Origin of the sequence: Corynebacterium sp. HMSC05D08 (genome assembly GCF_001807215.1) — a bacterium.
Classification (GTDB): Bacteria; Actinomycetota; Actinomycetes; order Mycobacteriales; family Mycobacteriaceae; genus Corynebacterium; species Corynebacterium striatum.
In genome coordinates, this window is the sequence record NZ_KV788302.1 from 17,782 (window position 1) to 42,367 (window position 24,586).

Genomic DNA, 24,586 nt, shown 5'->3' on the forward strand with positions numbered 1-24,586 from the left:
ATACCCGCCCTCAATGTTAACAATGACGGCTCAATGCTAACTTCATTCCTCTTCAATGACAAGAGTTCTCATTGATCTTCCCATTGAGGTGTCATTGACATTCTCATTGAGGCCAAATTATGGCCCTGAAACCCCGTATGTTTAAGCTTTATCTAGCGCATAAACCGCAATGAGTGGTTGGATAAGAGTTATCCAACCACTCATTTGCTGTCTGACGAATGGATAGCCTCTACAAGCCTCACTACGTTACCGAGAGCTGGATCCCCGAATCAGGCTCCGGCACTCCCCGGCGCGATAAGGCCGGAGGCCCTTTTTAGGTCTATGTCCCTGACCATCTTGTAAGTAAGGCATGGAGTTTTCCCCAGAGCTCACCAGCCGGGCAGCACGTATCGAGCGAGAGATCTTGGAACTCAACCGTCATGCTGCTTCTGGCCAGTTGGAGTCTGTGGCCCGCTTACTCATGCGTTCTGAGGCGATTTCTTCCTCACGCATTGAAGGTATTGCGCCCAACGTCGACAAGGTTGTCCTCGCGGAACTCGCCCAAAAGGAGGAAGTCCGCAGCTTTAAGGAAAGCGCGGAAGAGGTTGCGCGTAACCTCACCGTTCTGTGTTCCATTGAGAAGAGCTTTGCCACCGAACCAACATCTCCATCGGCCTTCTTGAAAAGCTCCAAAGAGAGTTGATGGGGGAGAAGGGCTCTATCCCCACTGGTCTTCGCACTATTCAGAACTGGATTGGTGGAAGTAACCACACACCCATTGGGGCCGAGTTCATCCCAGCGCCCCCAGGCCTAGTCCATGACCTCGTGGACGACTTATGTCTTTACCTCGATGGCGCTTCGCACGGTGCTCTCATCCAGGCCGCAATTGCTCACGCTCAGTTTGAAACGATTCATCCCTTTGCAGACGGCAACGGGCACGTTGGCCCTGCTCTCATTCATGGAATTCTTCTGCGCCGCGGGCTTACGAAGTACACCATTCTGCCGGTAAGCCTCCTCCTCGGTACGCGGTCCAAATCGAAAGCTACCTGCCTTTTCGCACCATCGAGCGTTGTAAAATCCTCACCATGGAGCGCACGTATAAGTGGGAGCATGTCGAGACTCCCCTCATCCGGAACGAGGCCGCAGTTCATTTTTTAGGAGCCGGTTTGACCGCTTCCGGAGTGCAATACGGCGATGGATACGAGGCCACGTGGGAGCTGCGCGCCGCGGAGAACTGGATGACCGAACGTGTGTCGGTGAACGTTGAAGGCGACGGATGGGGGCGAAGCCTCGAGCTGTTTAGGTCCGAACAAGGCGTGTGGTCGGCGGAAACCAATGAAGAGGGCGCCCAGCCTGAAGATCTGCCCTCCCCCGGTATCGTCCAGTCAGCCGACCTGAAAGCCGCACTCGATTGCGATCTCGGCCTGTGCCCTCTCACCAACACAATGCCTATTCGTCGCTTGACGCTGCTTGAGACTCAGGTTCCGAAAACGCAGCTGATCATGGCTTGGATTGATATGCCGTCCCTCCAGGTGATCGCATCAGACCAGTACTACAGCTCCGTCGATGCTGAAACTGTCCGATACAAAAGCGGAACACGGGGAGTCGACGTCGAGTTGGAGGTCGACGGTGACGGAGTGGTCGTACACTACCCTGATCTCGCACGGCGGGTCTGATCCGGAAACAACTCTAACTAAGCTGGGCGGTATGAACGACCTGACCATCGCGCCTGGCCCAGGGATCCCCGGGGGTCTGGTCATCGTCGCCGCCGACCTGACGGAGCGGTTCGCGAAGTCGTCGGGACCAGGCGGCCAAGGCGTCAATACTACGGACAGCAAAGTGCAGCTTTCCGTCGATATCGCTACGTGCTCATCGCTTTCCGACGCCCAGCGTCGCCGCGTCCTTCACAACCTCGAACACCGCCTAGACGGCACAGTGCTCACCGTGAGCGCGTCGACGCAGCGCTCGCAGGCCCGCAACCGCGCCGAGGCACGCGAACGCATGGCCGCCCTCTTGCGCGAGGCGCTCGCTCCGCCTCCTCCCCCGCGGCGCAGGACCAAGCCGACGCAGAGCTCGGTGCGACGCCGTCTCGAAGCGAAAAAGCGGCGCTCGGAACTCAAGTCCACGCGACGGCGGCCCCAAATTCCCTAGTTCGAACCATCCGCGTGCATATCCTCACGCTGACGGACCTGGTTCGGGTAACCGCTACGCTGAGACAGCTTGGACCGGTTGAATCCGCTTGATTTCCGAGAGGATCTTGTCTTCCGCCACGTCCAAGTCATATTGAGCCTGTAACCCGAGCCAGAACTGGGGGCTCATCTCGAAAAACTTCGCTAGACGAAGGGCCGTGTCAGCGGTTACAGCGCGCTTACCGTGAACAATTTCGTTGATCCGGCGGGGCAGAACGCCGATGGAGACGGCGAGCTTGTGCTGGGTGATCCCCATTCCTTTGAGGAAGTCCTCCATGAGGATCTCACCGGGGTGAACCGGAGGGAGCTTGTCAGTGGTAGTCAACGATCTCAACCTCCTCTGGCCCCGGGGCGGACCACCGAAAACAGATCCGCCACTGGTCGTTGATTCAAATGCTGAACTTACCCCGCTGATCACCTTTCAACGCCTCGAGCCGGTTTCCCGGGGAATCCGTAACTCATCAAGAGTCTGCGCGTACCCAAGCTGGCGCAGCTTCCACAGACGCTCAGTGTCCTTGTCAGCGAACGACTGGATCATGCTTCACCCTATCCCCCATAACGCGAAGCGTGAATAACGCTACACGTTAAATTTGAACTCCACGGTATGTTGTTGCAAAGTTACTTTCTCGTTAGCCTGCAACAATCAGAAAACTGCAATTACGTCAGCACACAGAGAACATATGGGCGCATGGAAACACGTAAAGGTTTTGCGGGATGGCGTAGACGTCAACGTGAAGATTCTGAGAACCTCGCCGCCCACGTCGCTCCCGCGTTGGGTGGCAGCCGAACCACAAAGGATCAGTCATCTTCTATCCCATCGACTAATTCCTGCAGGTCGCCGGACCTTCGCGCAACCGTCAGTTCAGTGCATTTTGAATAGTTCAGCGCACGTTGTATTGTTCAGTACATGCTGACTATTGCTTCACGCCTCGACGTCATGAACCGGCTCGGCCGGGCCATGGCTGATCCGACGCGTTCCCGAATCCTGATGACCCTACTCGACGGTCCGGGCTACCCGGCCGAGATTTCGCAAAGCTTGGATCTGACGCGCTCGAACGTCTCGAACCACCTGTCCTGCCTACGCGATTGCGGCATCGTCGTCGCTGAGCCGGAGGGCCGCAAGACCCGCTACGAAATTGCCGATCCGCACCTCGCGGCGGCGCTCGAAGCGCTGGTCAACGCGACGCTGGCCGTCGACGAGAATGCCCCCTGCATCGACACTGAGTGCTCGGTGCCCGGCTGCGGCGAGAAAGGAACGGACGCATGAGTTCAGCATGTGGATGCGAACACGAACCCGCCACGGAGATCGAAGAGCTCGATCGGCCATGGTGGAAGGACCCCGAGTTGCTACTGCCGATCTTCTCCGGCATAGCCCTCGTCATAGGCCTGGCGCTGGACTGGTCCGACTTGGAGACGCCCGCAACGGTACTGTATTGGCTTGGCCTGCTGCTAGGGGCGTATACGTTCGCGCCCGGCGCTATCCGGAACCTTGCCACGAAGCGCAAGCTCGGCATTGGCTTGCTTATGACGATCAGCGCGGTCGGCGCGGTGATCCTTGGTTTCGTCGAAGAGGCCGCGGCGCTGGCGTTCCTGTACTCGATCGCCGAGGCGCTTGAAGACAAGGCGATGGACCGGGCCCAAGGCGGACTGCGGGCACTGTTGAAGCTGGTACCGCAAACCGCGACCGTGCTGCGCGACGGTACGACGGCCGAGGTCGCTGCGAAGGACCTTGAGGTTGGCGAGCTGATGGTCGTACGCCCCGGGGAGCGGATCGCCACGGACGGCATCATTCGGTCCGGACGCTCCAGCCTTGACACCTCAGCGATCACCGGAGAATCCATTCCGGAGGAGGTTGCGCCCGGCGACGAGGTACCCGCGGGAGCGATCAACTCCGCCGGTGTGCTGGAGGTCGAGACGACCGCAGCTGGAACGGACAACTCGCTGACCACACTCGTCGACCTCGTCGAGAAGGCGCAGGCGGAGAAGGGTGACCGCGCCCGGATCGCCGACCGGATTGCCCGACCCCTCGTGCCCGGGGTGATGATCCTTGCGGTGCTGGTCGGTGTGATTGGCTCGCTGCTGAGCGACCCCGAGACGTGGATCACCCGTGCCCTGGTGGTCCTGGTCGCAGCGTCGCCGTGCGCGCTGGCAATCTCCGTGCCGCTGACGGTCGTGGCCGCGATCGGCGCGGCCAGCCAGTTCGGAGTAGTCATCAAGTCCGGCGCGGCGTTCGAGCGACTCGGCGGCATCCGTCACCTAGCGGTAGACAAAACCGGAACCCTTACCCGCAACCAGCCCGAGGTTACCGGAGTGGTCCCGGCAGACGGATTCGATCGGGCGCAGGTGCTTTCCTTCGCGGCGGCGGTTGAGCAGCAATCGACGCACCCCCTCGCCGCGGCGATCGTGGCAGCGGATCCCGAAGCGCCCACCGCCTTGGATATCAGCGAGGAAGCCGGTCATGGCATCGGCGGCACCGTCGAAGGCCGACGGGTGCTGGTCGGCAGCCCCCGATGGATCGACGCCGGGCCACTGAAGGCGGACGTTGAGCGTATGGAGTCCGAAGGCCAGACCTGCGTCCTAGTCACCGTCGATGACGCTCTCGCCGGGGCGATCGGGGTGCGCGACGAGTTGCGGCCCGAGGTGCCCGATGCCGTGCAATCCCTGCACGACAACGACGTGGAAGTGCGCATGCTCACCGGCGATAACACTCGCACCGCCCGGGCGCTGGCTGAAATCGCTGGAATCGACGACGTGCGCGCCGAGCTGCGACCGGAGGACAAGGCAAGCATCGTCGCCGAACTCTCCTCCAAGACGCCGACGGCGATGATCGGCGACGGCATCAACGACGCGCCGGCACTGGCGGGCGCAACGGTGGGCATTGCGATGGGAGCAACCGGCTCTGACGCCGCGATCGAGTCCGCTGACGTCGCCTTCACCGGCCACGACCTCCGGCTGATCCCGCAGGCGCTGCAGCACGCCCGCCGAGGCAGCAGGATCATCAACCAAAACATCGTGCTGTCTCTGGCCATCATCATCGTGTTGATGCCACTGGCGATCAGCGGTGTACTGGGCCTGGCCGCCGTCGTGTTGGTACACGAAGTCGCCGAAGTCATCGTGATCTTGAACGGCCTGCGGGCTGCACGAGCGAAACGCTGAGGCTGAGACCGGCAAGTCTTATAAGGGTTGAACCACGCGCCGAGCGCACACACACGTTGGACCAGGCGAGTCATTCGAGTTCACCGCCTGGTCCTTCTCGATGCGTGCAGGCACGGGAACTGTGGGTGAACCTAATAGTTCAACGGCCTGATACCGCTTGCAGATTCTTCACACGAGGTAGCGGAATGGACCGAGGCCGAACGAAAACCGGAGTTAGAGACAGCGCTCTTCAACCTACCCCCAATAACGCGAAACGTCATTAACGCCTCGCGTTACACGTTGAACTTGAACTCGACCACTTCGATATCAGTCGCCAAGAAGTCTTCCGGTGGTGCATGCGCTACAACACCCGCAGACAGCACTCCTGGTGCAACTTTCTAGCCCCCAATGACTTCGAAGCACTCACATCAGCTACGCTGACCCAAGCAGCATAGCTAACCCCCGACGTGTCTACTTTCCGGGGGTCAGGCCCGGGCTCGACAACCCCAGCGGACTCAACGCCCACGCCAGCGTCGCGGACCATGCGGCCGGGTACCGGAAGGTGGCCAAGGCCGCGGGCATCGCGATTTAATCCCGCGCAGAGCCGGAGACTGTGACCTGGCGATCATTGATGCGCAAGGTGCTGTCAGCGGCAGCAATAACTGCGGCATCGTGCGTGGCGGCCAGAACGAGTGCGCCCCCGTCCGCAGCTCGCCGCAGGAGCGCGATAACTTGGTCGCGGTTAGTGGGGTCGAGGGAGGCGGTCGGCTCGTCAGCGAACACATAAGCCGCGCCGCGGAGCAGGGCTCGGGCGATCGCCAGCCGCTGCTGCTCGCCTCCGCTGAGAATAGCTGCCGGCCCGTCGAAGGGGACATCAAGACCGACTTCGCCGAGGGAGTGCAGCAATTCTTCTTTGGAGTATTGCTTCCTGGATAGTCCGAGGGTGAGGTTATCTTCGCAGCTTAGTTCGGGAATGATTCCGTGGTCTTGGTGGATTATCGCTGCGCGTTCTCGCCAGAACCTCCGCCTCCGCTTCATCCTCCACGCGGAGGCATTCTCACCGTCTATCCGGAGGAGGCCGTCCGCCGGCGGCAGGAGCCCGGCCAAGGTGTTGAGCAGCAAAGTCTTTCCGGAACCGCTGGCTCCACAGATGGCGACAAAGCCTGGCCCGGGTAGGGAAAACGTTGCATTTTCCACGAGGGACTTCTTCACCATCCGCGTGCTGCGCCCCACAGAAAAAGTCGACTCCGCGGCGAGACAGAGATGAGAGGTGGAAATCTCCGGCGGCAGAGTGGGGGACTGATCGGGGCTAGCCAATGACATTGTGACTCCTAGGGGAGGCGGACATGTGCTGAGAAATACTGAGACGGACAAAACCGAGGTAGACGATTAAGACAAGGCAGCTTAGCGCGGCGAAGGTGTAGAGGAACGGGTTGGGAAGCAGTAGCGGAGCCAGGACGGACAATATGACGACAACTGTCAGGCTGACCAGTTGGCTTTTGAATAGTCGCCACATCGTTTTGTCCGGTGATTGCCCAGCGCTGTGGAGGAGTACCAGGAGGCGACGGTGAACTCGGAGCTGGATGCGCGCCTGGACTATCAAGGCCGCAAGCGTAGCGAGCAAAGCTCCGAGGGCGCTCAGGATACTCAGCCAGAACAGCGCCGTGCTGGCTACTAGTTCGGCCAGACCGCGATCGGCCGCGCGTACCGGGTACACGTAGCCTTCGAGGCCGGCAGCGGTAAGTTCTGGACCCAGTTCCGAGAAATCCGCGAAGAGCAAATTTTCACTCGAAGCTGTGGAGCTTAGGAAGTCTGCGTCGAAGCCGGATAGATCGTCCGTTTCAAGCACGTAAAAACAATCGCCGGGAACCAGTTCCCCCGACATTGTTCCACTAATGAATCCGACCGCATGATCGGCACTGACCGGACCAATTTGCGCAGATTTAAGGAGCAGGTCGCCGGATTCCTGAGCCCACAGATCCACGGAAGCTGCGAAATGCTCTTGGGCTGCGGAATAGTCGACCGAGTGGTTGTCGTCTCCGGGACGGAACTGATAATCCTGCAGATCGTGCCATTGGCGGTTAGCAAGTGCCACGGGGCAGGAGTCCGGCACACCGGTACCTTCTTTCGGCAAAGTATGGCTGAGGACAGCCCCGTGCTCCCGTTCCCAGCTGAGCGCGAAGTCGCGGAAGTTCTGCTGCACACTGGGCGGCAAGAGCTCGCCTCCTTCCACGCGGCCAGCAGGACCGTCGAAGTTGGCTGAAAAATGCAAGGCTCCAAACTCCGCGAGAGATTTCCAGGTCTGCTGGGCCTCGGATTCCTGCTGGTAGGAGCGGAGCGCAGCCGCTGAGCTAAGACCCGCTGCTACAAAGGTCACGCAGGTAAAGACCGAAATTACTTTCAGCGCTTTTCCCGCCGCCTTCTCTGCGGGGGCACGCTGCCCCAGCAGCGCTACTGCGCGGCGCAACAATGGGACGGTGACGGCTACGGCCAAACCGGTGGTAGCCAGGGCCAAGCCTATCCCGGCGGCGTAGAACCTGAGGAACAGGAGGGCAAAAGAATAGCTCCCTTGGCGGGCGAGGAATGTACTCGCAAGGCCAATGAGAACTAGGTGCGGGAGGATGACAAAGGTCCATTGCCGCCAATTGCCTTTTTGACTGCGGTGCCCTCCATTTATTGTGCGCAGCGCTGCCAATCTAAGACCGGAAACCCGAAGAACAAATACCAGGGCAAAAAGGGAAACGACAAATAGAAACAGGATCGCCACCAACGCGGGCAGGCGGAATACGACCGATTGGATGAGGTGAAGGAACTGCGTCTTTTCGCTTAGCCTGAGCCCGTCATTCCTGGCCGATTCGTAGAAGTGGTTCGCATTGCCACCCGTTGCTTTGGGAACCAAGACGTAGTCACCGTGGTAATCCAGCGACCCAAGCTCACTGGCCGCTTGGCTCAAGGCATCCGGCCGGTTGAGCCGGGGAATGCGTTCCGGTGCTGGATAATTTTCCTCCAGCGGGATGAAAACCTCGTGGGAAGTCCCGCTTGCGTCATTGGTGCCAGTCAGCCGGTAGATGGAGTAGCCGTTCTGCTCGGCCAATGAAACCAGTGAGTTACGGATTACCGTCGGTGCGTAGTCTGACTCAAGCTCCTCCGCGAGTGAAGTCTTAGGCTCGACGTAGTCAAGACTAAAGGTTGATTCGACCCCTAAGGACAAGGGCTTGGTGGAGTCAACCAGGGCTGTCAGCAGCCACCCAGTAGTCGCGATGACTGCAGCAAGAAGTAGGCTCAAAAGCCCAAGTACTAGGGGTCGAATACGCATGAGTTCTAGCAGAAGTTGTAGTAGTAGCTGTCCTTAGTGCCCGGCAAATTCGTTGCCCAAAGCTCAGCGATCGACTTCTGGCCGCCGCGGGTGTCGATGCTTTGTTGCCTTCTGTCGTTGACGATCACAGTCGAAGTATGGCACCGATTCACGGTGAAATAAGAACGCGCCTTAGCGTCCCAGAATCCGTACTCCCAGGTACCGCCACCTGCAGGGTAGCGAACTTTCCGGCCGACAGATGCCCAGTAGGTTGTGAAGGCTGGTGCTGCCTCGCCGAGTAGCTCGGCCATCACACCGGAAGCAAAGCCTCCCTTGGCGCCGTGGTCTTGGAATTCTTCTGCGGAAGCAACGGCTGAGTTAGATACGGAAACGCTCAGAGCAGAGGCAATCAGCAGCGCTGCAAACTGCCGAGTGCGCTTTTTGGGGGTCATAACAGTCTCCTTTGAGAGAGGAAATGAGGCGGGATTGCCTCAAAAGGAAGGCTACCCTAAGTGAATATAAATGGGAATAGAACCAGTTTTCTAATTTTATTGGTACTTTTCACGGGCCTTAGGCTCGGGAGGGCGGTGGTTGTCCTTGGTCCGCTATGTCTTGGATTCACCCCGTACGGAGTGGGGTTGCCCGCAACACGCCCTTTCGTCCTTGCTCTCTTCTGACGTCACCCTCGCCAACGTCAGCTGCGCGAAACTCCTGCCTAGTTTCGCACGCCGCAAGCGCACGGTGTCGTGCGCTTGCTTAGGCCGCCCCTAAGGCGCAGCACATGCGCGCGATTGTTGATGTGCCACACACTGCAACCTAGTTCCACACGATCTGCACCGATTCAGGGTTGAAGGTCTTGGTGCCGCGCACGCCACGGCGCAGGCGCACCTGGCACAGGGTGTTGATGACTCGACGCTGCACGGCAAGCTCTGCGTTGTCGAAGGCGTCCACGGGCGAGGCGTAGCCGGTTGTGTCGAGCAGCGCCGATGCGCCAGCAAGGCGGGCAGGGCGCGTTTCGAGTTTCTCGATCTGCGGCTCATAACGGTTTCGCGCGCGCTTGAGGTCACGGGCCTCGATAAGCTCCTCGTCGTAGTCAGCCTGGACGCGGGCGAGCTTTGCGCGAAGCTCAGCGAGTTCGTCGTCGATGGCGTCGACCTCGTCGTCATCCGCAGTTGGCAACAGGTCTGCTAGGTCGTCACGGCCAAGGCGGGCGCGGATCACGGCGAGCACAAAATCATCGACGCTGTGAGTGCGCACTAAGCCACAGGCCGCGCAGCGGTAGCGGTCGGTATGCGTGTGCACGGGGTTGCCGCATTCGTCGCAGACATACAGGCCCGAGCCAAGATGGCGGCGAGTATTCCGGCGCTCCTTGTTTGTCAGCCGGTCGGGATCATCGAGCACGTTTTGCACACGCCACCACAGATCTGGTGTGACGATCGGCTCCCACTGCCCTTTCACCGGCTCGCCGGTATCGGGGTCGCGGACGATATGCGTGACACGGCGGTATTTGTTCTTCACGCCTTTGCGCTTGGCCTTCTTATACGTGGAGTAGCCGGCATACACGGGGTTGCGCAGGATCGAGTGCAACGACGTGTAGGCCCAGGGCTGCGCGTCGGGAACCGACTTTTCTTCCTGGCCAGCAGCGCGACGGCGTGCGTTGCGCTCTGTGACCACGGTGTGCATATGGCGCGGCGTGGTCGGAATGTCCGGCAAGCCCGGTTGATCGACCCCAGATAAGGCGCGTGCGATATCGCGCATGGAGTTGCCCCTCTCGACAGCGCGGAACATACCGAGCACGGCGGCGGCTTCGGATGGGATGATCTCGCCGGTGGAGGTGTAGCCGATCGGGCGCACACCGCCGGAGTACCAGCGGCCCTGCTCGGCGCGCTGCTGTTGCGCACGGGATTGGCGCATGCTTTTGCGTTCGATCTCGCCGCGCGCCACGGCTGCTTTGATACGCGCGTACATTCTGCCGCCGTCGGTGGCAAGGTCAACATCACCGTTCGCGGTGACGAGTTTCAGCCCCTGCTCTTCCGCCCTGTCGATCCACTCTTCGAGCTGCGCGGGCTGTCGTGTGAGGCGGTCGAGGTCCCAGCAAATGATCGCGTCGTAGTCGGGACGGTCCACGTCCTTCTTTGATGCAGAGATCGATTGATCGACGTAGGTATGCACGACGTCCCAGCCGCGTTGCTCGGCGAGGGCTTCGCAGTCCTGACGCTGCCGGTCGATGGCGAGGCCGTCCATGGCAGCATCTAACGAGATACGGAGGTAAATAGCAGCACGTGTAGTCATACGCTATTCATAGCGCATTTAGGTTACATTGAAACGAAACTCCACGCAGACGACATCCTCAGCCTGCTCGACCTCGCAGACCGCTAGCTCGCCAGCAGCCGCTTTGACACGAAGCTCCCACCGCCTACCGGGCGCGCAGTTCCACGGGCACAGCCTTAAAGTTTGCGGATACGCTCTGCATCAGCCACGAGGTTTTGCGTGAGCTTCTCCGCTTCAAGGCCACTCAAGTCGCAGCTGTCGAAGCGGGCCAGCCAATCAGCACGAATGGCGGGGGAGTCGAACCAGGTTGCGCGCTCGGCTTCAATATCCTCGATACCGCTCAAGGTGCGGCCGTCGCGGGTGCGGATCTCGAGGTCGTCGACAAGCGGGGCAATCGCTTGAAGCCCTGGGACGATGGCCTTAAAGCCCGACGTATGGGAAACCTCATTGGTCCAGCGCGGGTAGCGGCTCACGCGCTGCGCCTCCAGGTAGCGCTGGACGACACCGAGCCTGGAGACCTCCTGCGCCACCGCCAAGCCCACGACCCTCACGCGGAAACCCGCGGAGCGAAACTTGGCTATCTCACCCGCGATGAATTCCGGGTTGGACAGCGTGTTCTCAATGATGAGGGAGTGGCCGTGCTGCCGACCATATTCAATCAGCGAGGACATCCAATAGGGCACCGGTCCATTGGTGAGCACATCCATGCGCAGGGGGTCGCGCTCCATGATCTCGTCGAGGGCGGGGTGCAGCTTCCGAACCTCATCGGAATCAAGGACCGCGTGACCATTCTTTACAGATTCAATAGCCGTTGATTTGCCTGACGCTGGCTGCCCCGCCAAATAAATGACCTCTGGAACAGCCGGACCATGAGCATTCGACCGACCAAAATAGCTAGTTTGCAGAGTCTTTAGCCGCTGCTCCATGACCTGCGGATCAACGGGGAAGTCAGCGGCGGAAAGCATAAGCTATGCCGCTTTGTGCTCGGAGGAGAGGGCTTCAAGCCGCTGCGCAAAGAGAGCCGCAGCGGCGCGGATGGCTTCAATGTCGGTTGAATCAACACCACTGACTATGTCCTCTACCAGCCAATTCTGACGAATCCACCATTGTGATTCAACATCGTTGCCTGCTTCAGCGGCCCGAGTGAGGTAGGCAGCTTTCAGCGAGGACGCAATCTCCTTCATTGCGTCGAAGGCTGCGTACTCGATCTCCGGGACTTTGGTGGTGCTCATGGCGCTAAGAATAGCAGCGCCAGGCCGGTTTTAGCCGTTGATGATCTGCGGGTAAGCCAAGCCCTTGAGGCCCTCGGTACCGAACTCCACGCCATAGCCGGAGGACTTAATACCGCTGAAAGGCACGCGCGGATCCACCGCACCGTGGCTGTTGATCCACGTGGTGCCAGCCTCCAGCTGCGCAGCAACGTCCAGTGCACGCTCACGGTTGGAGGACCACACGGAAGAGCCCAAGCCCACGTCAAGCTTGTTGGCCTGCTCGATGGCCCAATCCAGGTCTGTGTACTTCACAATCGGCAGTGCCGGGCCGAACTGCTCCTCGACGACCAGCGCGTTATCCGGGTCGATGTCCGCCACCAGGGTGGTGGGGTAGAAGTAGCCCGGCGCGTCATAGTCCGGGTCACCGCCCAGCAGCACGCGGGCGCCGGAGTCCTTGGCGGCGTTGACGAGCTTGTCCACGATGTCGAACTGCTGCTTGTTCTGCAGCGGGCCGAGCACGTTTTCTTCTTCCAAGCCCACACCCATCGGCGAGGCCTTGGCTACCTCGACGAGGGCTTCGCAGACGGCGTCGTAAAGCGATTCCGGCACGTACAGGCGCTTCATTGCCGCGCAGGTTTGTCCAGTGTTGATGAACGCGCCCCAGAAAAGGTCGCCGGCGATGGCGGCTGGGTCGGCGTCGTCAAGCACGATGCCCGCGTCGTTGCCGCCGAGCTCGAGGGTGAGGCGCTGCAGGTTCGCGGCAGAGGACTCGACGATCTTCTTGCCGGTCGCAGTGGAGCCGGTGAACATGATCTTGTCGATGTCCGCGTGAGTGGTCAGCGCTGCGCCTACCGCGCCGTCGCCGGTGACAACCTGCAGGACGCCTTCCGGAAGCACGGAATTAAAGACCTTGATGAGCGCCAGGACGGACAGCGGGGAGTACTCGGAAGGCTTAACCACCACGGCATTACCCATGCGTAGGGCCGGGGCAATCTGCCAAATGGTGATCATCATCGGCCAGTTCCACGGGCCAATCGCACCGACGACGCCGAGCGGACGGTAGTGCACGGTCGCGGTGATGTCATCATCGACAGCGGTGTAATCAGGGGACTCGAAGGACGCCGTCGCGCGCAGCCACGCGGAGCACGCACCAACCTCGAAGCGAGCATTCGGGCCTTTCAGCGGCTTGCCCTGCTCGCGGGAGAGCAGCTCCACCAGCGGCTCCGCGGAAGCTTCAATGGCGTCCGCAGCCTTCAGCAGGAGGTCACAACGCTCAGCATCGCTGAGCTTTGCAAAGGACTTCTGCGCCTGAACCGCACGCTCAACCGCCGCATTGAGCTCCTCAACACTGCCTTCAGGTGCGACACCCACAACCTCTTCGGTGGCCGGGTTGATAATTTCGCGGCCCTCATCAACGGTGATGGCTGCGAGAAGATCTTCATAGGTGGCGAACTGCGACATTTATTCTCCTTAGTCGAGGTGTGCAATGTTTCGCCCATTGTTACCCACAACACATAATTACATTTGACTCTCAGCGCACAAAGCTTGTTCAAAAGTGTGCTTGAGGTCACTGTATAGTATTTATATGCCCAACTCTTCCTCGCACTATGACCTCGCGGCCTGGCGCGCGGCGTCTTCGGAAACCTTCGGCAAGCTTGAGGTTCACGCACCCGAGGTGAGCACCTTTTGGGCCCAGCTCACCAGCACCAGAGTGGGGGAGGTCTCTCTCTTTGACATGCACACCGCGCCCCATTCCGTAAAAAGGGAAAGCGCAGCGCTTGGCGACGCCCCCTTTTGCAAGCTCAGCTTGCAACTTTCGGGCCGCTCCACCATGGCGCAAGATGGCCGAACCTGCGAGCTTCATCCCGGTGACTTAGCACTGTATGTCACTCAACGGCCTTATGTTCTTGAATATCCCGTCGAGCAGCACACTCTTATCGTTCACTTTCCACAGAGCCTACTTAGCCTCACACCGGCTCAGATTCAGCAGCTAACTGCGAGCCCAGTTTCCCGTGATCATGGCTTGGGCAAGGTGGCAGTGCCGCTTTTCGAGCAGCTGGCCAACAATCTCGACGTGCTGGAGGGGCCGCATGCCTCCGCGCTCGTTCGTTCCGCGTTAAACATGTTGGTCACAGTGTTCTCTTCTGAAATCGACACCGCCTCTGACTCGAAGAATTTGTTATTCAACCAGGCCACCTCATATATCGAGCAGCATTTGGGTGATGCAGATCTTTCCCCAAGCGCCATCGCCACGGCACTTTTCGTATCCGTACGCCATCTTCATTCGCGCTTTGCCGCCCAAGGCCTTTCAGTAGGTTCCTACATCCGCAGCCGCCGACTAGAGAAAGTACGAGAGGAGCTAACAAACCCCTTAAATGCCAAGGAATCCATTGGCACCATCGCCGCGCGCTACGGACTGCACGATCCATCGCATTTCTCGCGCATCTTCAAGGCTGAGTTCGGGATTTCTCCCAGCGCTTATCGCGCCCGTTTCACACTCCATCCCTTTAAGAGCTCTAGATCGGGGTAAATTTCCCATTTAGCCTCTATACGGATCTGCGTAGTCACATAATCATTTTGTGAAGAAGAAATCTCTTGTCCTACTGCTTGCTGCGGCCCTCTCATTTGGCGCTATCTCTCCAGCGCAAGCACAAGAAGTTAACGCTCCGGTAGCGTCCCAAAAGAGCGTTACAGCCGAACAAGATACCGCCACCAACTCCCAGTCCTCGTTTGATCGTGATGGCGATGGCGTTGGTTGCGAGCGCGACCCTCGTTAAGACCTAGAGCAGCCACCCCATCGGAGTGGCTGCATTTCTTTATTCCTTATCGGTTGGCGTAGGGATTGCGCACACCGATGTACTGCAGCGAGGTGTACTCCTCGATGCCCTCGGCGCCACCCTCGCGGCCCATGCCGGACTGCTTGACGCCACCGAATGGGGCAGCGGCGTTAGAGATGACACCGGCGTTGAAGCCCATGAGACCAAACTCTAGGCCATCGCCCACGCGCCACATACGGTCGGAGTTTTCCGTGAACACATAGGAGGCAAGGCCATACTCGGTGTCGTTGGCCAGATCGATGGCCTCTGCTTCATCGCTGAAGGTAAGGATCGGCGCAACCGGTCCGAAGATCTCCTCCTGCGCCACGCGTGATTCACGTGAAACATTGGTCAGGACGGTCGGCTCGTAGAAGTAGCCAGCACCCTCACCACGGCTGCCGCCGACGAGGACTTTGGCACCCTTGGCCACAGCGTCTTCGACGAGCGCGGCGACGTTGTCCTGAGCCTTCTTCTCAATGAGCGGCCCACAGGTAACGCCCTCATCCATACCGTTGCCCACCTTGAGCTCAGAGATCTTGGCTGCAAACTTCTGTGCGAACTCTTCGGCCACGGACTCGTGCACGATAAAGCGATTAGCTGCGGTGCAGGCCTCACCAATGTTGCGCATCTTCGCGCCCATCGCACCCTCTACAGCTTGATCCAAGTCTGCGTCCTCGAAGACGATGAACGGCGCGTTGCCGCCGAGCTCCATGGAGGTGCGCAGAACGTTGTCCGCAGCAGCCTTCAACAAAGTCTTACCCACCGGAGTAGAGCCAGTGAAAGACACCTTGCGGAGGCGCGAGTCAGCCATGACCGGCTCAGAAATGGCGGAAGCGGACTTGCCCGCCACGACGTTCAGAACGCCCTCCGGAAGACCCGCGTCAATCATGGTCTGCGCGAAGTACTGAGCAGTCAGTGGAGTCAGCTTCGCTGGCTTGAGCACCATGGTGCAGCCCGCAGCAACCGCCGGCGCAACCTTGCGGGTAGCCATGGCGAGTGGGAAGTTCCACGGGGTGATAAGCAGGCACGGGCCCACCGGCTTACGGCGGGTCACCATCTGAAGGGTGCCCTCCGGTGCAGGCAAGCTGCGGCCATAGTCACGCACGGCTTCCTCAGAGAACCAGCGCAGATACTCCGCACCGTAAGTGACCTCACCGTAGGCCTCAGCCAGAGGCTTGCCCATTTCCAAGGTCATCAACGCAGCGAATTCATCTTTACGCTCGGTAACAAGCTCGAAGGCACGACGCAGAATGTTAGAACGCTCGCGCGGGGTTGTACGCGCCCACTCGTCCTGGACGGCACAGGCGGCATCCAGCGCGGCCACGGCATCCTCCGAGTTAGCCGAAGCCAATGTGGCTAGTACCTCACCCGTGGCGGGATTCTCCACGTCGAAGGTCTCACCTGACGCAGCATCGCGCCACTGCCCGTTAATCAGCAGGCCGGTCGGAACCTTGGCCAACAGTTGCTCAACATTGATAGTCATAAAAGTTGCTAACCTTTCTTCGAGAATTTATCCGCCAGCGTACGCGCCGCACCGGACAGCAGCTGGACATCAGCTCCTACCAGCGCAAACGACGCACCTGCGTCGAGATAACGCTGCGCCTGCTCCAGATTGAAAGCGTTGACGCCCACCGGCTTGTCTGCGGCACGGACCGCATCGAAAGTACGCTGCACTGCGTCCAGCACGTCTGGGTGGGTCTGCTGACCCAGCAGCCCCATTGAGGCCGCCAGATCCGAAGGGCCAACAAATACTTGGTCAACACCATCGACGGCCGCGATCTCCGCCGCGTTCTCCACAGCGGTGAAGGACTCAATCTGCACGGTCAGGCTGACGGTCTCAGCGGCCTTCTGCAAATACCCCTCCACACCATTCCAGCGGGAAGAACGAGCCAAAGCACTGCCGACGCCGCGCACACCGTGCGGTGGGTAATACATTGCCGCTACAGCCTTCTCGGCCTCGGCGACAGTATCGACCATCGGCACCATCAGATTCTGGGCACCAACATCTAGGTATTGCTTGATAAGTGCGGTGTCATTAACCGGAACACGCACCATGCGGGTTGGCCCATACGCATCCGTGGCCCGAAGCAATTCTGCGATGGTCTCCAAGCTATAAGGGGAGTGCTCGCCATCAATGAGCAGCCAATCGAAACCGGCGGAAGCAACAATTTCCGCCGCCACCTGGGAGCCGGAGCAGATCCAGGCGCCGATCAAGGGGGCGTGGTCAAGCGCGCGCGTGAAGGTTGGCGGAAGTTCTACTGGAATCGGCATGTGATCGCTCCCAACTTTCCATAATCGGCGTGGACGGTATCGCCCGGCTCCACCCACATCGGCTTGGTGAAGGAGCCGGCGAGGATGATGTCACCCTTCTTCAAAGTGTCGCCGTGGGCATGCAGCTTGTTCGCCAGCCAGGCGACGCCCATCGCCGGATGGTTGAGCACCGCCGCGGCGACGCCGGTGTCTTCGATGGATTCATTGCGATAGAGGAGTGCGGAGACCCAACGGAGGTCAACGTCTTCGGGACGGACTGGGTTGCCGCCATAAACCATCGCACCGAGCGCCGCGTTGTCAGAGATGGTGTCCACGATGGTGCGACCCTTCATCTCGATGCGGGAGGAGAGGATCTCCAAGGCTGGCACCACGTAATCGGTCGCGCGAAGCACGTCAAAGATGCTGCAGTTAGGCCCCGCCAGGTCCTCCTTGAGAACGAAGGCGAGCTCCACCTCGATGCGCACGTTCGAGAACTGCGCATGCTCGATAACGGAACCGTTCTCATAAACTTGGTCCGCGAAAATTGCCCCGTAGTCCGGTTCAGTAATGCCGGTCGCCTCCTGCATTACCTTGGAAGTCAGGCCAATCTTGCGGCCAACGAGGCGCCGCCCACCGGCGATGCCGCGCTTTACCCATTCACCCTGGATGGCATAAGAATCCTCCACACCCATGTCCGGGAAACGAGTGCTCAGCAGAGGAATCATCGTGCGGTCGCGCTCGGCCTGCGCCAGCTCATCCGCGATGGCTATATGTTGCTTGCTATCTAACATTGTCGAATTCCTTAGTTCGTTGTTTCACGTGAAACATGCAGAAAAGCTGGACTGCATTTCTGGGTTTTAATCAACCTTGAAATCACAGTCCAGCATCCATGAGAGCTTTAGAGCTGGTTGCCGAGCTTGAACTCGCCCTGCTTCCACTCCGGCATCTCCTCGGAATCTTCCTTGCGGGTGTAGGAGAAGCCATCCGCGCCGATGGTCTGCGCCATCTCGGACTCATCGGTGCGCTCGACCAGTGGAACCGGATTGCCATCGAGATCGAGGACGGTGGAGCCGTCGCGGTACCAAGAAGGCACAACCGGGGTACCCCACCAGTCGCGACGCTGGTTGTCGTGGACGTCCCAGGTGACAACCGGGTTGTCTGGGTCGCCGGTGTAGTAGTCCTGGGTGTAGATCTCCACGCGGTGACCATCCGGGTCGCGCAAGTAGAGGTAGTAGGCATTGGAAACACCGTGACGGCCTGGGCCGCGCTCGATAGCGTCAGACTCACGGAGAGCGCCAAGCTTGTCGCAGATGGCGATGATGTTGTGCTTCTCGTGGGTCGCGAACGCGATGTGGTGCATGCGCGGGCCGTCGCCACCGGTCATTGCGGTGTCGTGGACGGTCGGCTTACGGCGCATCCATGCGGCATAAACGGTGCCCTCTTCATCACGGATATCCTCAGTGACGCGGAAGCCAAGATCCTCCATGTAATCCACGGCCTTCGGAACATCCGGGGTGATCTGATTGAAATGATCCAAGCGAACCAACGCGCCCGGGATATGAGCGTCATAGCTCCACGCCAGACGCTCACGGTGCTCTACCTCGTAGAAGAACTCGTATGGGAAGCCCAGCGGATCCTGCACACGCACAGAGTCGCCGATGCCCTTGACAAAGCCGTCCTTGTTGCGACGAACCTCGCAGCCGCGGGCCTTGTAAAACTCCTCAGCACGGTCCAGATCTTCGGGGCTACGCACGCGGTAGGAGAAGGCCGCCACTGCCGGAACAGGGCCCTTGCGCAGCACCAGGTTGTGGTGGATGAACTCCTCGTAGGTGCGCAGGTAGATTGCGTTGTCATCTTCCTCGGTCACGACGAGGCCTAAGGTATCCACGTAAAACTTACGGGAAGCCTCAAGATCGGTAACAACGATCTCCATATAGGCGCAACGCAGGATATCCGGTGCTTGAACGGTGGTCATGATGTGCTCCTTTAAAGAAATGAGAGAGATGGATTAGTCCTGCTTGCCGAAGACCGGGTTGTGGACTTTGTCGAGGTTGATGTGGACTGCCTGCTGGTCGGTGTAGAAGTCGATGGAACGGTAGCCACCCTCATGGCCCAGGCCGGAGGCCTTAACTCCTCCAAATGGGGTACGTAGGTCGCGCACGTTGTTGGAGTTCAGCCAAACCATGCCAGCCTCGACGTTCTGTGCGAAGTTATGCGCACGCTTGAGGTCGGAGGTCCACACGTAAGCAGCCAGGCCGTACTTGGTGTTGTTGGCCAGCTCGAGCGCTTCCTCGTCGGTGTCGAACGGGGTGATGGCAACGACCGGGCCGAAGATTTCTTCCTGGAAGATGCGGGCGGAAGGATCGACGTCCACGAAGACGGTCGGCTGCACGAAGTTGCCCTCTGGGAAGCCCTCTGGGCGTTCGCCGCCGGCTGCCAGCTTGGCTTCCTGCTTGCCGATCTCGATGTAGGAGGTGACCTTCTCGTAGTGCTCTGGGTGAACCAGGGCGCCAACCTCGGTCTTCGGGTCAGAAGGCAGGCCCACCTTCACACGCTTGGCGACGGCGGTGTAGCGCTCAACGAACTCATCGTAAATGTCGCGCTGAACCAGGATGCGGGAGCCGGCGGTGCAACGCTCGCCGTTCAGGGAAAACACGCCGAAGATGCAGGCGTCGATAGCGGTGTCCAGGTCAGCGTCGGAGAAGACGATGGCTGGGGACTTGCCGCCGAGCTCCATGGACAGGCCCTTGAGGTGCGGTGCAGCGTTGCCGAAGATGATCTGGCCGGTGCGGGACTCACCGGTAAAGGAGATGAGCGGGACGTCTGGGTGCTTGACCAGTGGGTCGCCCGCGTAGCCCTCTTCACCGAAGCCGTTGACCAAGTTGAAGACGCCCTTCGGGAGGCCAGCTTCCTCGAAGATTCCAGCCCACAGCTGCGCAGACAGCGGGGTGAACTCAGCCGGCTTCAGAACAACGGAGTTGCCAGTTGCAATTGCCGGAGCGAGCTTCCAAGACTCGAGCATGAACGGAGTGTTCCACGGGGTGATAAGACCTGCGACGCCGATTGGCTTGCGGTTGACGTAGTTGATCTGGCGGCCTGGAACCTTGTAGGCGTCGTCAGCCTGCGCAACGATGAGGTCAGCGAAGAAGCGGAAGTTCTCCGCCGCGCGCTTTGCCTGGCCGTTAGCCTGGGTAATCGGCAGACCGGAGTCGAAGGACTCCCATGCAGCGAGCTTGTCAGCGCGGGTCTCAACAATGTCAGCAATCTTGTTGAGCACGCGTGCGCGCTCACGTGGCAGGGCCTTGGACCACTCGCCGCGCTCAAAGGCAGCCTTGGCGGCAGCAACCGCTTTGTCGATGTCAGCTGGCTTACCGGAAGCAGCCTTAATGTAGTTCTGGTTGGTTACCGGATCGAGTACGTCGAACTCGTCGCCATCAATAGAGGCAACGAACTCACCATCGATGTAGTGGAGGATCTTCTCTGGAAGGTCGGCTGGCTTGGCGGCGTCATTATTGATGCTCATTGCGGCATTCTCCTTAAACTGCGGTGTCTGTAATTTCTGCTTTTGCATTGCTGTCTGCCGGGCTTTCTGCCTGGCTATTTTTCTCGCGGTATCGGCGGGAAGTCTGCAAGCGATGTTCGCGCGCAACCTTTTCCACATAAGCTTCTTCCGCGCCGATCTCGATGAGAGCGAGCAGCTTTTCGTGTTCTGCCACCGATTCCAGGGCCCGCTCCGGTACGTAGCGGAAGGTGGAGACTCGGTGGTATTCAAGTTGGTCCCATTGCTCATAAACCAAGTTCACGAGCCTTTCGTTTGGGCACTTGGCGAAAAGCACACTATGAAATTCTTTGTTGAGCTTCGTGAACTCGTCTGGGTCGTGATGCACATCGAGTTCACGCATCTTCTGATTGATTGCTCGCGCCTTAGCAAAATCCTCAGCGGTGAGAAACGCTGCCGATTGGGCGGTGGCCCGTGCCTCCAGAGTGGCCACGATATCCATCGACTCGTAATAGGCCTCGCGGTTGTGCGTGGTAACCCTGGCGCCAACATTGCGTTCGTAGGTGACTAGGCCCTCGGCTTCGAGTTGCCGGATGGCTTCGCGCACTGGAACGACGCTGACGTTGAGTTCTCCTGCAATTGTTGAGAGCACCAACCGATGCCCCGGCTCATACTCACGAGTGCGAATCTGGCGGCTTATCCAGTTATAGGCTTGCTGAGACTTACTCTCAGGCGCGGATTGTTCAGATTTCTGGGTCTGATCCTTTGCTGAAGTCACTGACCACCACCATTCTTGAACTCAAGATAAGCCTCTTTATTGGCCCCCGTTGGCGGGAACATTCCGTCGAGGCTGGCGCCTGCCTTTACTTGCTCAGCAACCCACTCGTCCTCATGCTCCTTGGCCAAAGCAGCGTCTGCTACCTCTTCGGCCAGGTCACGCGGAATGACGATGACACCGTCGTCATCACCAACGATGATGTCGCCCGGAACCACGGTGGCGTTTCCGCAAGAGACAGCGATGTCGCTATCCCACGGAACGTGCTTACGGCCGAGTACGCAAGGATGCGCACCCTGAGTGAAGACAGGGAGCCCGATTTCGCGAACCGCTTCATAGTCTCGAACGCCGCCGTCGGTTACCACACCGGCTGCGCCGCGGGTCTTAGCACGAAGCGCGAGGATGTCCCCCAAGGTGCCGGAACCCGGCTCCTGGCGAGCTTCGATGACGATGACTTCACCCTCCTTGACGGTGTCGAAGACCTTCTTCTGCTCGTTTAGGCCACCGCCGTGGGACTTAAAGAGGTCCTCGCGCCCAGCTACGAAGCGCAGGGTGCGAGCCACGCCAACCATCTTGGTTCCCTTGGTCTGTGGGTAAACGCCTTCGATGACGCACTGATTGATGCCACGGCCTCGCAGCTGTGCGGAAAGACCGGCGGTCGGCGCTTCCTCGAGTTTCTCCTTCAGCTCTGCGGAGAGCTCAGAGGAGGGAAGTGGTGGCAGGCCTGCAGACTCGCGGTCACCGTATGCGTCCTCGCGCTGCTTGTCATCGACTTTCGGCAGGTTGCCCAGGGCTGGGTCGAAGTTAGCCGGGATTTCCACGACGGTGCTCTTCAAACGTCCAGAGGTGACACCGCCCGGCACGTCAACCTCGACCTCGACGACGTCGCCTGGCTCGATGACGGTGGAGCCGGCCGGCGTACCAGTCAAAATGATATCTCCAGGCTCCAGAGTCATGTGCTGGGAAAGATCTGCCACAAACTGGGCGAGAGGGAAAATGAGGTCCGCATCAGAGGAGGTGCCTTCCTGCACAACTTCGCCATTGACCCAAGTGCGCAGACGCAGGCCCTTGGGGTCGATCGTCTGGGCGTCGATAAGCTTCGGCCCAATCGGGGTGTAACCATCGCGGGACTTGGAGCGAGTGTTGGAGCCCTTGTCCTGCGCGCGATAGTCGTAGATGCCCAGGTCATTGGAGGCAGTCACATACGCAACGTAATCCCAAGCCTCCGCGAGAGAGACGTTGCGGGCCGCTTTTCCGATGATGAGCGCAATCTCGCCCTCGAAAGCAAGCAGCTCAGTGCCCGCGGGGCGCTCGACGACGCCGCCGGACTCGGCAAGCGTGCTCGTCGCCTTGAGGAAGTAGCTCGGGGTCTTAGGCCAGCGGCCTCGTTGTGCGGCACGAGACTCGAAAGCCACATGCACAGCAATCATCTTGCCCGGTTTCTCAGGCAGAAATTGGGGTACAGCCATGAAAAATCCTTCTTTTCTCTCAAATGCTTGCCCAAATCGTATATTATCCCTACAATCGCCGCAAGTGGTTTAATTCACAAAGCTTGGAACGTATATGGCAAGCCACATATTGAAAGGAAAAACATGTCGCACGCAACCGCCGCCCCGACAATCACGACGAGCGAACGTCGCCGTGTTGTCGCTGCGACCACCATCGGTACCGCCATCGAGTGGTACGACTACTTCCTCTACGCCGCAGTTGCCGGCCTCGTATTTAACAAGCTCATGTTCGGCCCGCTGGAGGGTGGTCTCGCCACCATCATCTCCTTCCTGACCGTTGGCTTGTCATTCCTGTTCCGCCCGGTCGGCGCATTTCTGGCTGGACACTTCGCTGACCGCCTCGGCCGCCGCGTTGTCCTCATGGCTACCCTCTTTGCAATGGGTGGCGCCACCACACTCATCGGCGTGCTGCCCACCTACGACTCAGCGGGTGTTTGGGCCCCAATCCTGCTTATCTTCCTGCGCATCATCCAGGGTATTTCCGCTGGTGGCGAGTGGGGTTCCGCCGTGCTGATGGCTGTAGAGCACGCCCCAGTTAACAAGCGCGGCCTCTACGGCGCCGGCCCACAGGTCGGCGTCCCCGCAGGTCTGCTGCTTTCCTCCGGCGTGCTGTCCATCATGAATAGCATTGCGCCTGGCGACGCCTTCATGCAGTGGGGTTGGCGCGTACCGTTCCTGCTCTCCTTCGTTCTGGTCATCGTTGGCTACCTCATTCGCATGGGCGTCGAGGAGTCCCCAGTCTTCGAGGAGATCGCGGAGCGCCAGGAAGAAGAGTCTGCACACCCATTCACGGTGCTGTTCAAGAAATTCTTCCCGCTGGTTCTTACCGCAGCGCTTATCTTCGCCGGCAACGGCACCGTGGGTTACATGACCACCGGCGGCTACATCCAGAAGTACGCCTCTGACCCTGAAGGCCCAGTGGCACTGGCACGCGGTGATGTCCTCAACGCCGTTACGCTTTCCGCCTTCACTTGGGCAATCTTCACCCTGTTTGCCGGCTACATCTCCGACTTGATTGGCCGGCGCAACACCTACCTCATCGGCTTCGTCCTGCAGGCCATTGGTGCCGCTGCCCTCTTCCCGCTGGTCAACACCGGCGATCTGAAGATGCTGTACGTCGCCCTCATTTCCCTATCCTTGGGCCTTGGCCTTACCTACGGTGCACAGTCCGCTATGTACGCCGAGCTCTTCCCAGCTTCCATCCGCGCAACCGGCGTTTCCATCACCTACGCTATCGGCTCGGTTCTGGGTGGCGCCTTCGCCCCGATGATTGCCGCCTCCCTGGTGGAAGCCACCGGCACGACCTTTGCCGTGTCCGGATACCTCGTCACCGCCTCCATCGTTGGCCTGGTATGCATGTTTATCCTGCGTGAACGCAAGGGTATTCCACTCGGCCCAGAGCACGAAGCAGAGCAAGCCCGTGGCCACTTCATCTTCACCAAGTAGCCGCAACCGGTAGCCACCTAGCAGCCACTCACAGACTTAGTCGCCAGTTTCTCCTACCCGGCAAAGTGGGAGAAACTGGCGGGATTTTTGCACCCCTCAAAGCGCACACGCACAAACCCAGAAAACTCTTAAGAGTGATTGTGCAATTTCGTGCCATCATATATGATTCGGCACATAGGACTTGGATCACACATATATGACTCATTGAAGTG

At 59.5% G+C, this 24,586-nt stretch carries 24 protein-coding genes and 1 pseudogene; 9 read left to right on the top strand and 16 right to left on the bottom strand.

Annotated features, from left to right (window positions below; all coding sequences use genetic code 11):
- Window positions 1-349: 349 nt before the first annotated feature.
- From HMPREF3148_RS13950 to arfB, 4 genes are read left to right on the top strand one after another with little or no spacing between them, the layout of a single operon-like run.
- Entirely contained in the window at window positions 350-682 is a 333-nt protein-coding gene (locus HMPREF3148_RS13950; protein ID WP_049152036.1) for a Fic/DOC family N-terminal domain-containing protein, read from the top strand.
- Entirely contained in the window at window positions 682-1,137 is a 456-nt protein-coding gene (locus tag HMPREF3148_RS13955) for a Fic family protein (protein WP_034657303.1), read from the top strand. The genes HMPREF3148_RS13950 and HMPREF3148_RS13955 overlap by 1 nt, the downstream gene beginning before the upstream one ends.
- The gene (locus HMPREF3148_RS02460; protein WP_168712929.1) at window positions 1,065-1,655 is read left to right on the top strand and encodes a putative glycolipid-binding domain-containing protein; all 591 of its coding nucleotides are present in this window, start codon (window positions 1,065-1,067) and stop codon (window positions 1,653-1,655) included. Before HMPREF3148_RS13955 ends, HMPREF3148_RS02460 begins: the two co-directional genes overlap by 73 nt.
- A 31-nt stretch (window positions 1,656-1,686) precedes the next feature.
- A complete protein-coding gene (arfB, locus tag HMPREF3148_RS02465; protein ID WP_046646455.1) occupies window positions 1,687-2,130 on the top strand; it encodes an alternative ribosome rescue aminoacyl-tRNA hydrolase ArfB in 444 nt (147 codons plus the stop codon).
- Window positions 2,131-2,184: 54 nt separating this feature from the next.
- Here the strand turns inward: arfB and HMPREF3148_RS02470 are convergent, their stop codons facing one another.
- Together HMPREF3148_RS02470 and HMPREF3148_RS02475 are read right to left on the bottom strand one after the other, a co-directional pair.
- Complete coding sequence (locus tag HMPREF3148_RS02470) at window positions 2,185-2,493, bottom strand: HigA family addiction module antitoxin (RefSeq protein WP_080970036.1); 309 nt, start codon at window positions 2,491-2,493, stop codon at window positions 2,185-2,187.
- Window positions 2,480-2,706, bottom strand: a pseudogene (locus HMPREF3148_RS02475) (type II toxin-antitoxin system RelE/ParE family toxin). The gene HMPREF3148_RS02470 and the pseudogene HMPREF3148_RS02475 overlap by 14 nt, the downstream one beginning before the upstream one ends.
- Before the next feature lie 369 nt (window positions 2,707-3,075).
- Here HMPREF3148_RS02475 and HMPREF3148_RS02480 point away from each other — a divergent pair.
- Window positions 3,076-3,435, top strand: a complete 360-nt coding sequence (locus HMPREF3148_RS02480) for a Cd(II)/Pb(II)-sensing metalloregulatory transcriptional regulator CmtR (protein WP_005530797.1) — start codon at window positions 3,076-3,078, stop codon at window positions 3,433-3,435.
- Entirely contained in the window at window positions 3,432-5,324 is a 1,893-nt protein-coding gene (locus HMPREF3148_RS02485) for a heavy metal translocating P-type ATPase (RefSeq protein ID WP_049152035.1), read from the top strand. The genes HMPREF3148_RS02480 and HMPREF3148_RS02485 overlap by 4 nt, the downstream gene beginning before the upstream one ends.
- A gap of 567 nt (window positions 5,325-5,891) precedes the next feature.
- Here the strand turns inward: HMPREF3148_RS02485 and HMPREF3148_RS02490 are convergent.
- The 7 genes from HMPREF3148_RS02490 to HMPREF3148_RS02520 form a co-directional block, all read right to left on the bottom strand.
- Window positions 5,892-6,626: an ATP-binding cassette domain-containing protein gene (locus tag HMPREF3148_RS02490; RefSeq protein WP_049063648.1), complete on the bottom strand. Its 735-nt coding sequence runs from the start codon at window positions 6,624-6,626 to the stop codon at window positions 5,892-5,894.
- Window positions 6,613-8,619, bottom strand: a complete 2,007-nt coding sequence (locus HMPREF3148_RS02495; protein WP_049152034.1) for a hypothetical protein — start codon at window positions 8,617-8,619, stop codon at window positions 6,613-6,615. The genes HMPREF3148_RS02490 and HMPREF3148_RS02495 overlap by 14 nt, the downstream gene beginning before the upstream one ends.
- A 5-nt stretch (window positions 8,620-8,624) precedes the next feature.
- Window positions 8,625-9,050 carry a lactococcin 972 family bacteriocin gene (locus HMPREF3148_RS02500; RefSeq protein ID WP_223197632.1) on the bottom strand — a complete coding sequence of 142 codons (426 nt, stop codon included), beginning with the start codon at window positions 9,048-9,050 and terminating at the stop codon, window positions 8,625-8,627.
- 364 nt (window positions 9,051-9,414) lie between these two features.
- On the bottom strand, window positions 9,415-10,890 hold the full coding sequence (locus HMPREF3148_RS02505; protein ID WP_049152033.1) for a recombinase family protein: 1,476 nt from the start codon (window positions 10,888-10,890) through the stop codon (window positions 9,415-9,417).
- Window positions 10,891-11,045: 155 nt separating this feature from the next.
- Complete coding sequence (locus HMPREF3148_RS02510) at window positions 11,046-11,834, bottom strand: zeta toxin family protein (protein WP_049063653.1); 789 nt, start codon at window positions 11,832-11,834, stop codon at window positions 11,046-11,048.
- Window positions 11,835-11,837: 3 nt separating this feature from the next.
- The gene (locus HMPREF3148_RS02515) at window positions 11,838-12,101 is read right to left on the bottom strand and encodes a hypothetical protein (protein WP_049063655.1); all 264 of its coding nucleotides are present in this window, start codon (window positions 12,099-12,101) and stop codon (window positions 11,838-11,840) included.
- Between the two features lie 30 nt (window positions 12,102-12,131).
- The gene (locus tag HMPREF3148_RS02520) at window positions 12,132-13,541 is read right to left on the bottom strand and encodes an aldehyde dehydrogenase family protein (protein WP_070508630.1); all 1,410 of its coding nucleotides are present in this window, start codon (window positions 13,539-13,541) and stop codon (window positions 12,132-12,134) included.
- A gap of 124 nt (window positions 13,542-13,665) precedes the next feature.
- On the opposite strand from HMPREF3148_RS02520, the gene HMPREF3148_RS02525 reads away from it, so the two are divergent.
- Both HMPREF3148_RS02525 and HMPREF3148_RS13470 read left to right on the top strand, forming a co-directional pair.
- Entirely contained in the window at window positions 13,666-14,610 is a 945-nt protein-coding gene (locus HMPREF3148_RS02525; RefSeq protein WP_049063658.1) for an AraC-like ligand-binding domain-containing protein, read from the top strand.
- 49 nt (window positions 14,611-14,659) lie between these two features.
- Window positions 14,660-14,857 (top strand): excalibur calcium-binding domain-containing protein, encoded by a 198-nt coding sequence (locus HMPREF3148_RS13470; protein WP_049152032.1) that lies wholly within the window; start codon window positions 14,660-14,662, stop codon window positions 14,855-14,857.
- Between the two features lie 46 nt (window positions 14,858-14,903).
- Here HMPREF3148_RS13470 and HMPREF3148_RS02530 read toward each other — a convergent pair whose 3' ends face one another.
- The 7 genes from HMPREF3148_RS02530 to HMPREF3148_RS02560 form a co-directional block, all read right to left on the bottom strand.
- A complete protein-coding gene (locus HMPREF3148_RS02530; RefSeq protein WP_049146186.1) occupies window positions 14,904-16,379 on the bottom strand; it encodes an NAD-dependent succinate-semialdehyde dehydrogenase in 1,476 nt (491 codons plus the stop codon).
- An 8-nt stretch (window positions 16,380-16,387) separates the two neighbouring features.
- Window positions 16,388-17,167, bottom strand: a complete 780-nt coding sequence (locus tag HMPREF3148_RS02535; protein WP_049152030.1) for an HpcH/HpaI aldolase family protein — start codon at window positions 17,165-17,167, stop codon at window positions 16,388-16,390.
- Window positions 17,152-17,937 (bottom strand): 2-oxo-hept-4-ene-1,7-dioate hydratase, encoded by a 786-nt coding sequence (gene hpaH / locus HMPREF3148_RS02540; protein WP_005530770.1) that lies wholly within the window; start codon window positions 17,935-17,937, stop codon window positions 17,152-17,154. Before hpaH ends, HMPREF3148_RS02535 begins: the two co-directional genes overlap by 16 nt.
- Before the next feature lie 107 nt (window positions 17,938-18,044).
- A complete protein-coding gene (gene hpaD / locus HMPREF3148_RS02545) occupies window positions 18,045-19,121 on the bottom strand; it encodes a 3,4-dihydroxyphenylacetate 2,3-dioxygenase (RefSeq protein ID WP_049152028.1) in 1,077 nt (358 codons plus the stop codon).
- A gap of 33 nt (window positions 19,122-19,154) precedes the next feature.
- On the bottom strand, window positions 19,155-20,669 hold the full coding sequence (gene hpaE, locus HMPREF3148_RS02550; RefSeq protein WP_034657298.1) for a 5-carboxymethyl-2-hydroxymuconate semialdehyde dehydrogenase: 1,515 nt from the start codon (window positions 20,667-20,669) through the stop codon (window positions 19,155-19,157).
- A 13-nt stretch (window positions 20,670-20,682) separates the two neighbouring features.
- Window positions 20,683-21,423, bottom strand: a complete 741-nt coding sequence (locus tag HMPREF3148_RS02555) for a GntR family transcriptional regulator (RefSeq protein WP_070508631.1) — start codon at window positions 21,421-21,423, stop codon at window positions 20,683-20,685.
- Window positions 21,420-22,889, bottom strand: a complete 1,470-nt coding sequence (locus tag HMPREF3148_RS02560) for a fumarylacetoacetate hydrolase family protein (RefSeq protein ID WP_049063666.1) — start codon at window positions 22,887-22,889, stop codon at window positions 21,420-21,422. The genes HMPREF3148_RS02555 and HMPREF3148_RS02560 overlap by 4 nt, the downstream gene beginning before the upstream one ends.
- 123 nt (window positions 22,890-23,012) lie before the next feature.
- Between HMPREF3148_RS02560 and HMPREF3148_RS02565 the strand changes: the two genes are divergently transcribed.
- A complete protein-coding gene (locus tag HMPREF3148_RS02565; protein WP_049152025.1) occupies window positions 23,013-24,374 on the top strand; it encodes an MFS transporter in 1,362 nt (453 codons plus the stop codon).
- The last annotated feature ends 212 nt before the right edge of the window (window positions 24,375-24,586 follow it).

What these genes read in the sequence shown, in the direction of transcription:
- HMPREF3148_RS02490 (WP_049063648.1), bottom strand. Translation starts at nt 6,626, where the DNA reads ATGTCATTGGCTAGCCCCGATCAGTCCCCCACTCTGCCGCCGGAGATT.
- HMPREF3148_RS02460 (WP_168712929.1), top strand. Translation starts at nt 1,065, where the DNA reads ATGGAGCGCACGTATAAGTGGGAGCATGTCGAGACTCCCCTCATCCGG.
- HMPREF3148_RS02520 (WP_070508630.1), bottom strand. Translation starts at nt 13,541, where the DNA reads ATGTCGCAGTTCGCCACCTATGAAGATCTTCTCGCAGCCATCACCGTT.
- hpaD (WP_049152028.1), bottom strand. Translation starts at nt 19,121, where the DNA reads ATGACCACCGTTCAAGCACCGGATATCCTGCGTTGCGCCTATATGGAG.
- hpaH (WP_005530770.1), bottom strand. Translation starts at nt 17,937, where the DNA reads ATGTTAGATAGCAAGCAACATATAGCCATCGCGGATGAGCTGGCGCAG.
- HMPREF3148_RS13955 (WP_034657303.1), top strand. Translation starts at nt 682, where the DNA reads ATGGGGGAGAAGGGCTCTATCCCCACTGGTCTTCGCACTATTCAGAAC.
- HMPREF3148_RS02565 (WP_049152025.1), top strand. Translation starts at nt 23,013, where the DNA reads ATGTCGCACGCAACCGCCGCCCCGACAATCACGACGAGCGAACGTCGC.
- hpaE (WP_034657298.1), bottom strand. Translation starts at nt 20,669, where the DNA reads ATGAGCATCAATAATGACGCCGCCAAGCCAGCCGACCTTCCAGAGAAG.
- arfB (WP_046646455.1), top strand. Translation starts at nt 1,687, where the DNA reads ATGAACGACCTGACCATCGCGCCTGGCCCAGGGATCCCCGGGGGTCTG.
- HMPREF3148_RS02525 (WP_049063658.1), top strand. Translation starts at nt 13,666, where the DNA reads ATGCCCAACTCTTCCTCGCACTATGACCTCGCGGCCTGGCGCGCGGCG.
- HMPREF3148_RS02505 (WP_049152033.1), bottom strand. Translation starts at nt 10,890, where the DNA reads ATGACTACACGTGCTGCTATTTACCTCCGTATCTCGTTAGATGCTGCC.
- HMPREF3148_RS02535 (WP_049152030.1), bottom strand. Translation starts at nt 17,167, where the DNA reads ATGCCGATTCCAGTAGAACTTCCGCCAACCTTCACGCGCGCGCTTGAC.
- HMPREF3148_RS02485 (WP_049152035.1), top strand. Translation starts at nt 3,432, where the DNA reads ATGAGTTCAGCATGTGGATGCGAACACGAACCCGCCACGGAGATCGAA.
- HMPREF3148_RS02500 (WP_223197632.1), bottom strand. Translation starts at nt 9,050, where the DNA reads ATGACCCCCAAAAAGCGCACTCGGCAGTTTGCAGCGCTGCTGATTGCC.
- HMPREF3148_RS02515 (WP_049063655.1), bottom strand. Translation starts at nt 12,101, where the DNA reads ATGAGCACCACCAAAGTCCCGGAGATCGAGTACGCAGCCTTCGACGCA.
- HMPREF3148_RS02495 (WP_049152034.1), bottom strand. Translation starts at nt 8,619, where the DNA reads ATGCGTATTCGACCCCTAGTACTTGGGCTTTTGAGCCTACTTCTTGCT.
- HMPREF3148_RS02510 (WP_049063653.1), bottom strand. Translation starts at nt 11,834, where the DNA reads ATGCTTTCCGCCGCTGACTTCCCCGTTGATCCGCAGGTCATGGAGCAG.
- HMPREF3148_RS02480 (WP_005530797.1), top strand. Translation starts at nt 3,076, where the DNA reads ATGCTGACTATTGCTTCACGCCTCGACGTCATGAACCGGCTCGGCCGG.
- HMPREF3148_RS13950 (WP_049152036.1), top strand. Translation starts at nt 350, where the DNA reads ATGGAGTTTTCCCCAGAGCTCACCAGCCGGGCAGCACGTATCGAGCGA.
- HMPREF3148_RS02560 (WP_049063666.1), bottom strand. Translation starts at nt 22,889, where the DNA reads ATGGCTGTACCCCAATTTCTGCCTGAGAAACCGGGCAAGATGATTGCT.
- HMPREF3148_RS02530 (WP_049146186.1), bottom strand. Translation starts at nt 16,379, where the DNA reads ATGACTATCAATGTTGAGCAACTGTTGGCCAAGGTTCCGACCGGCCTG.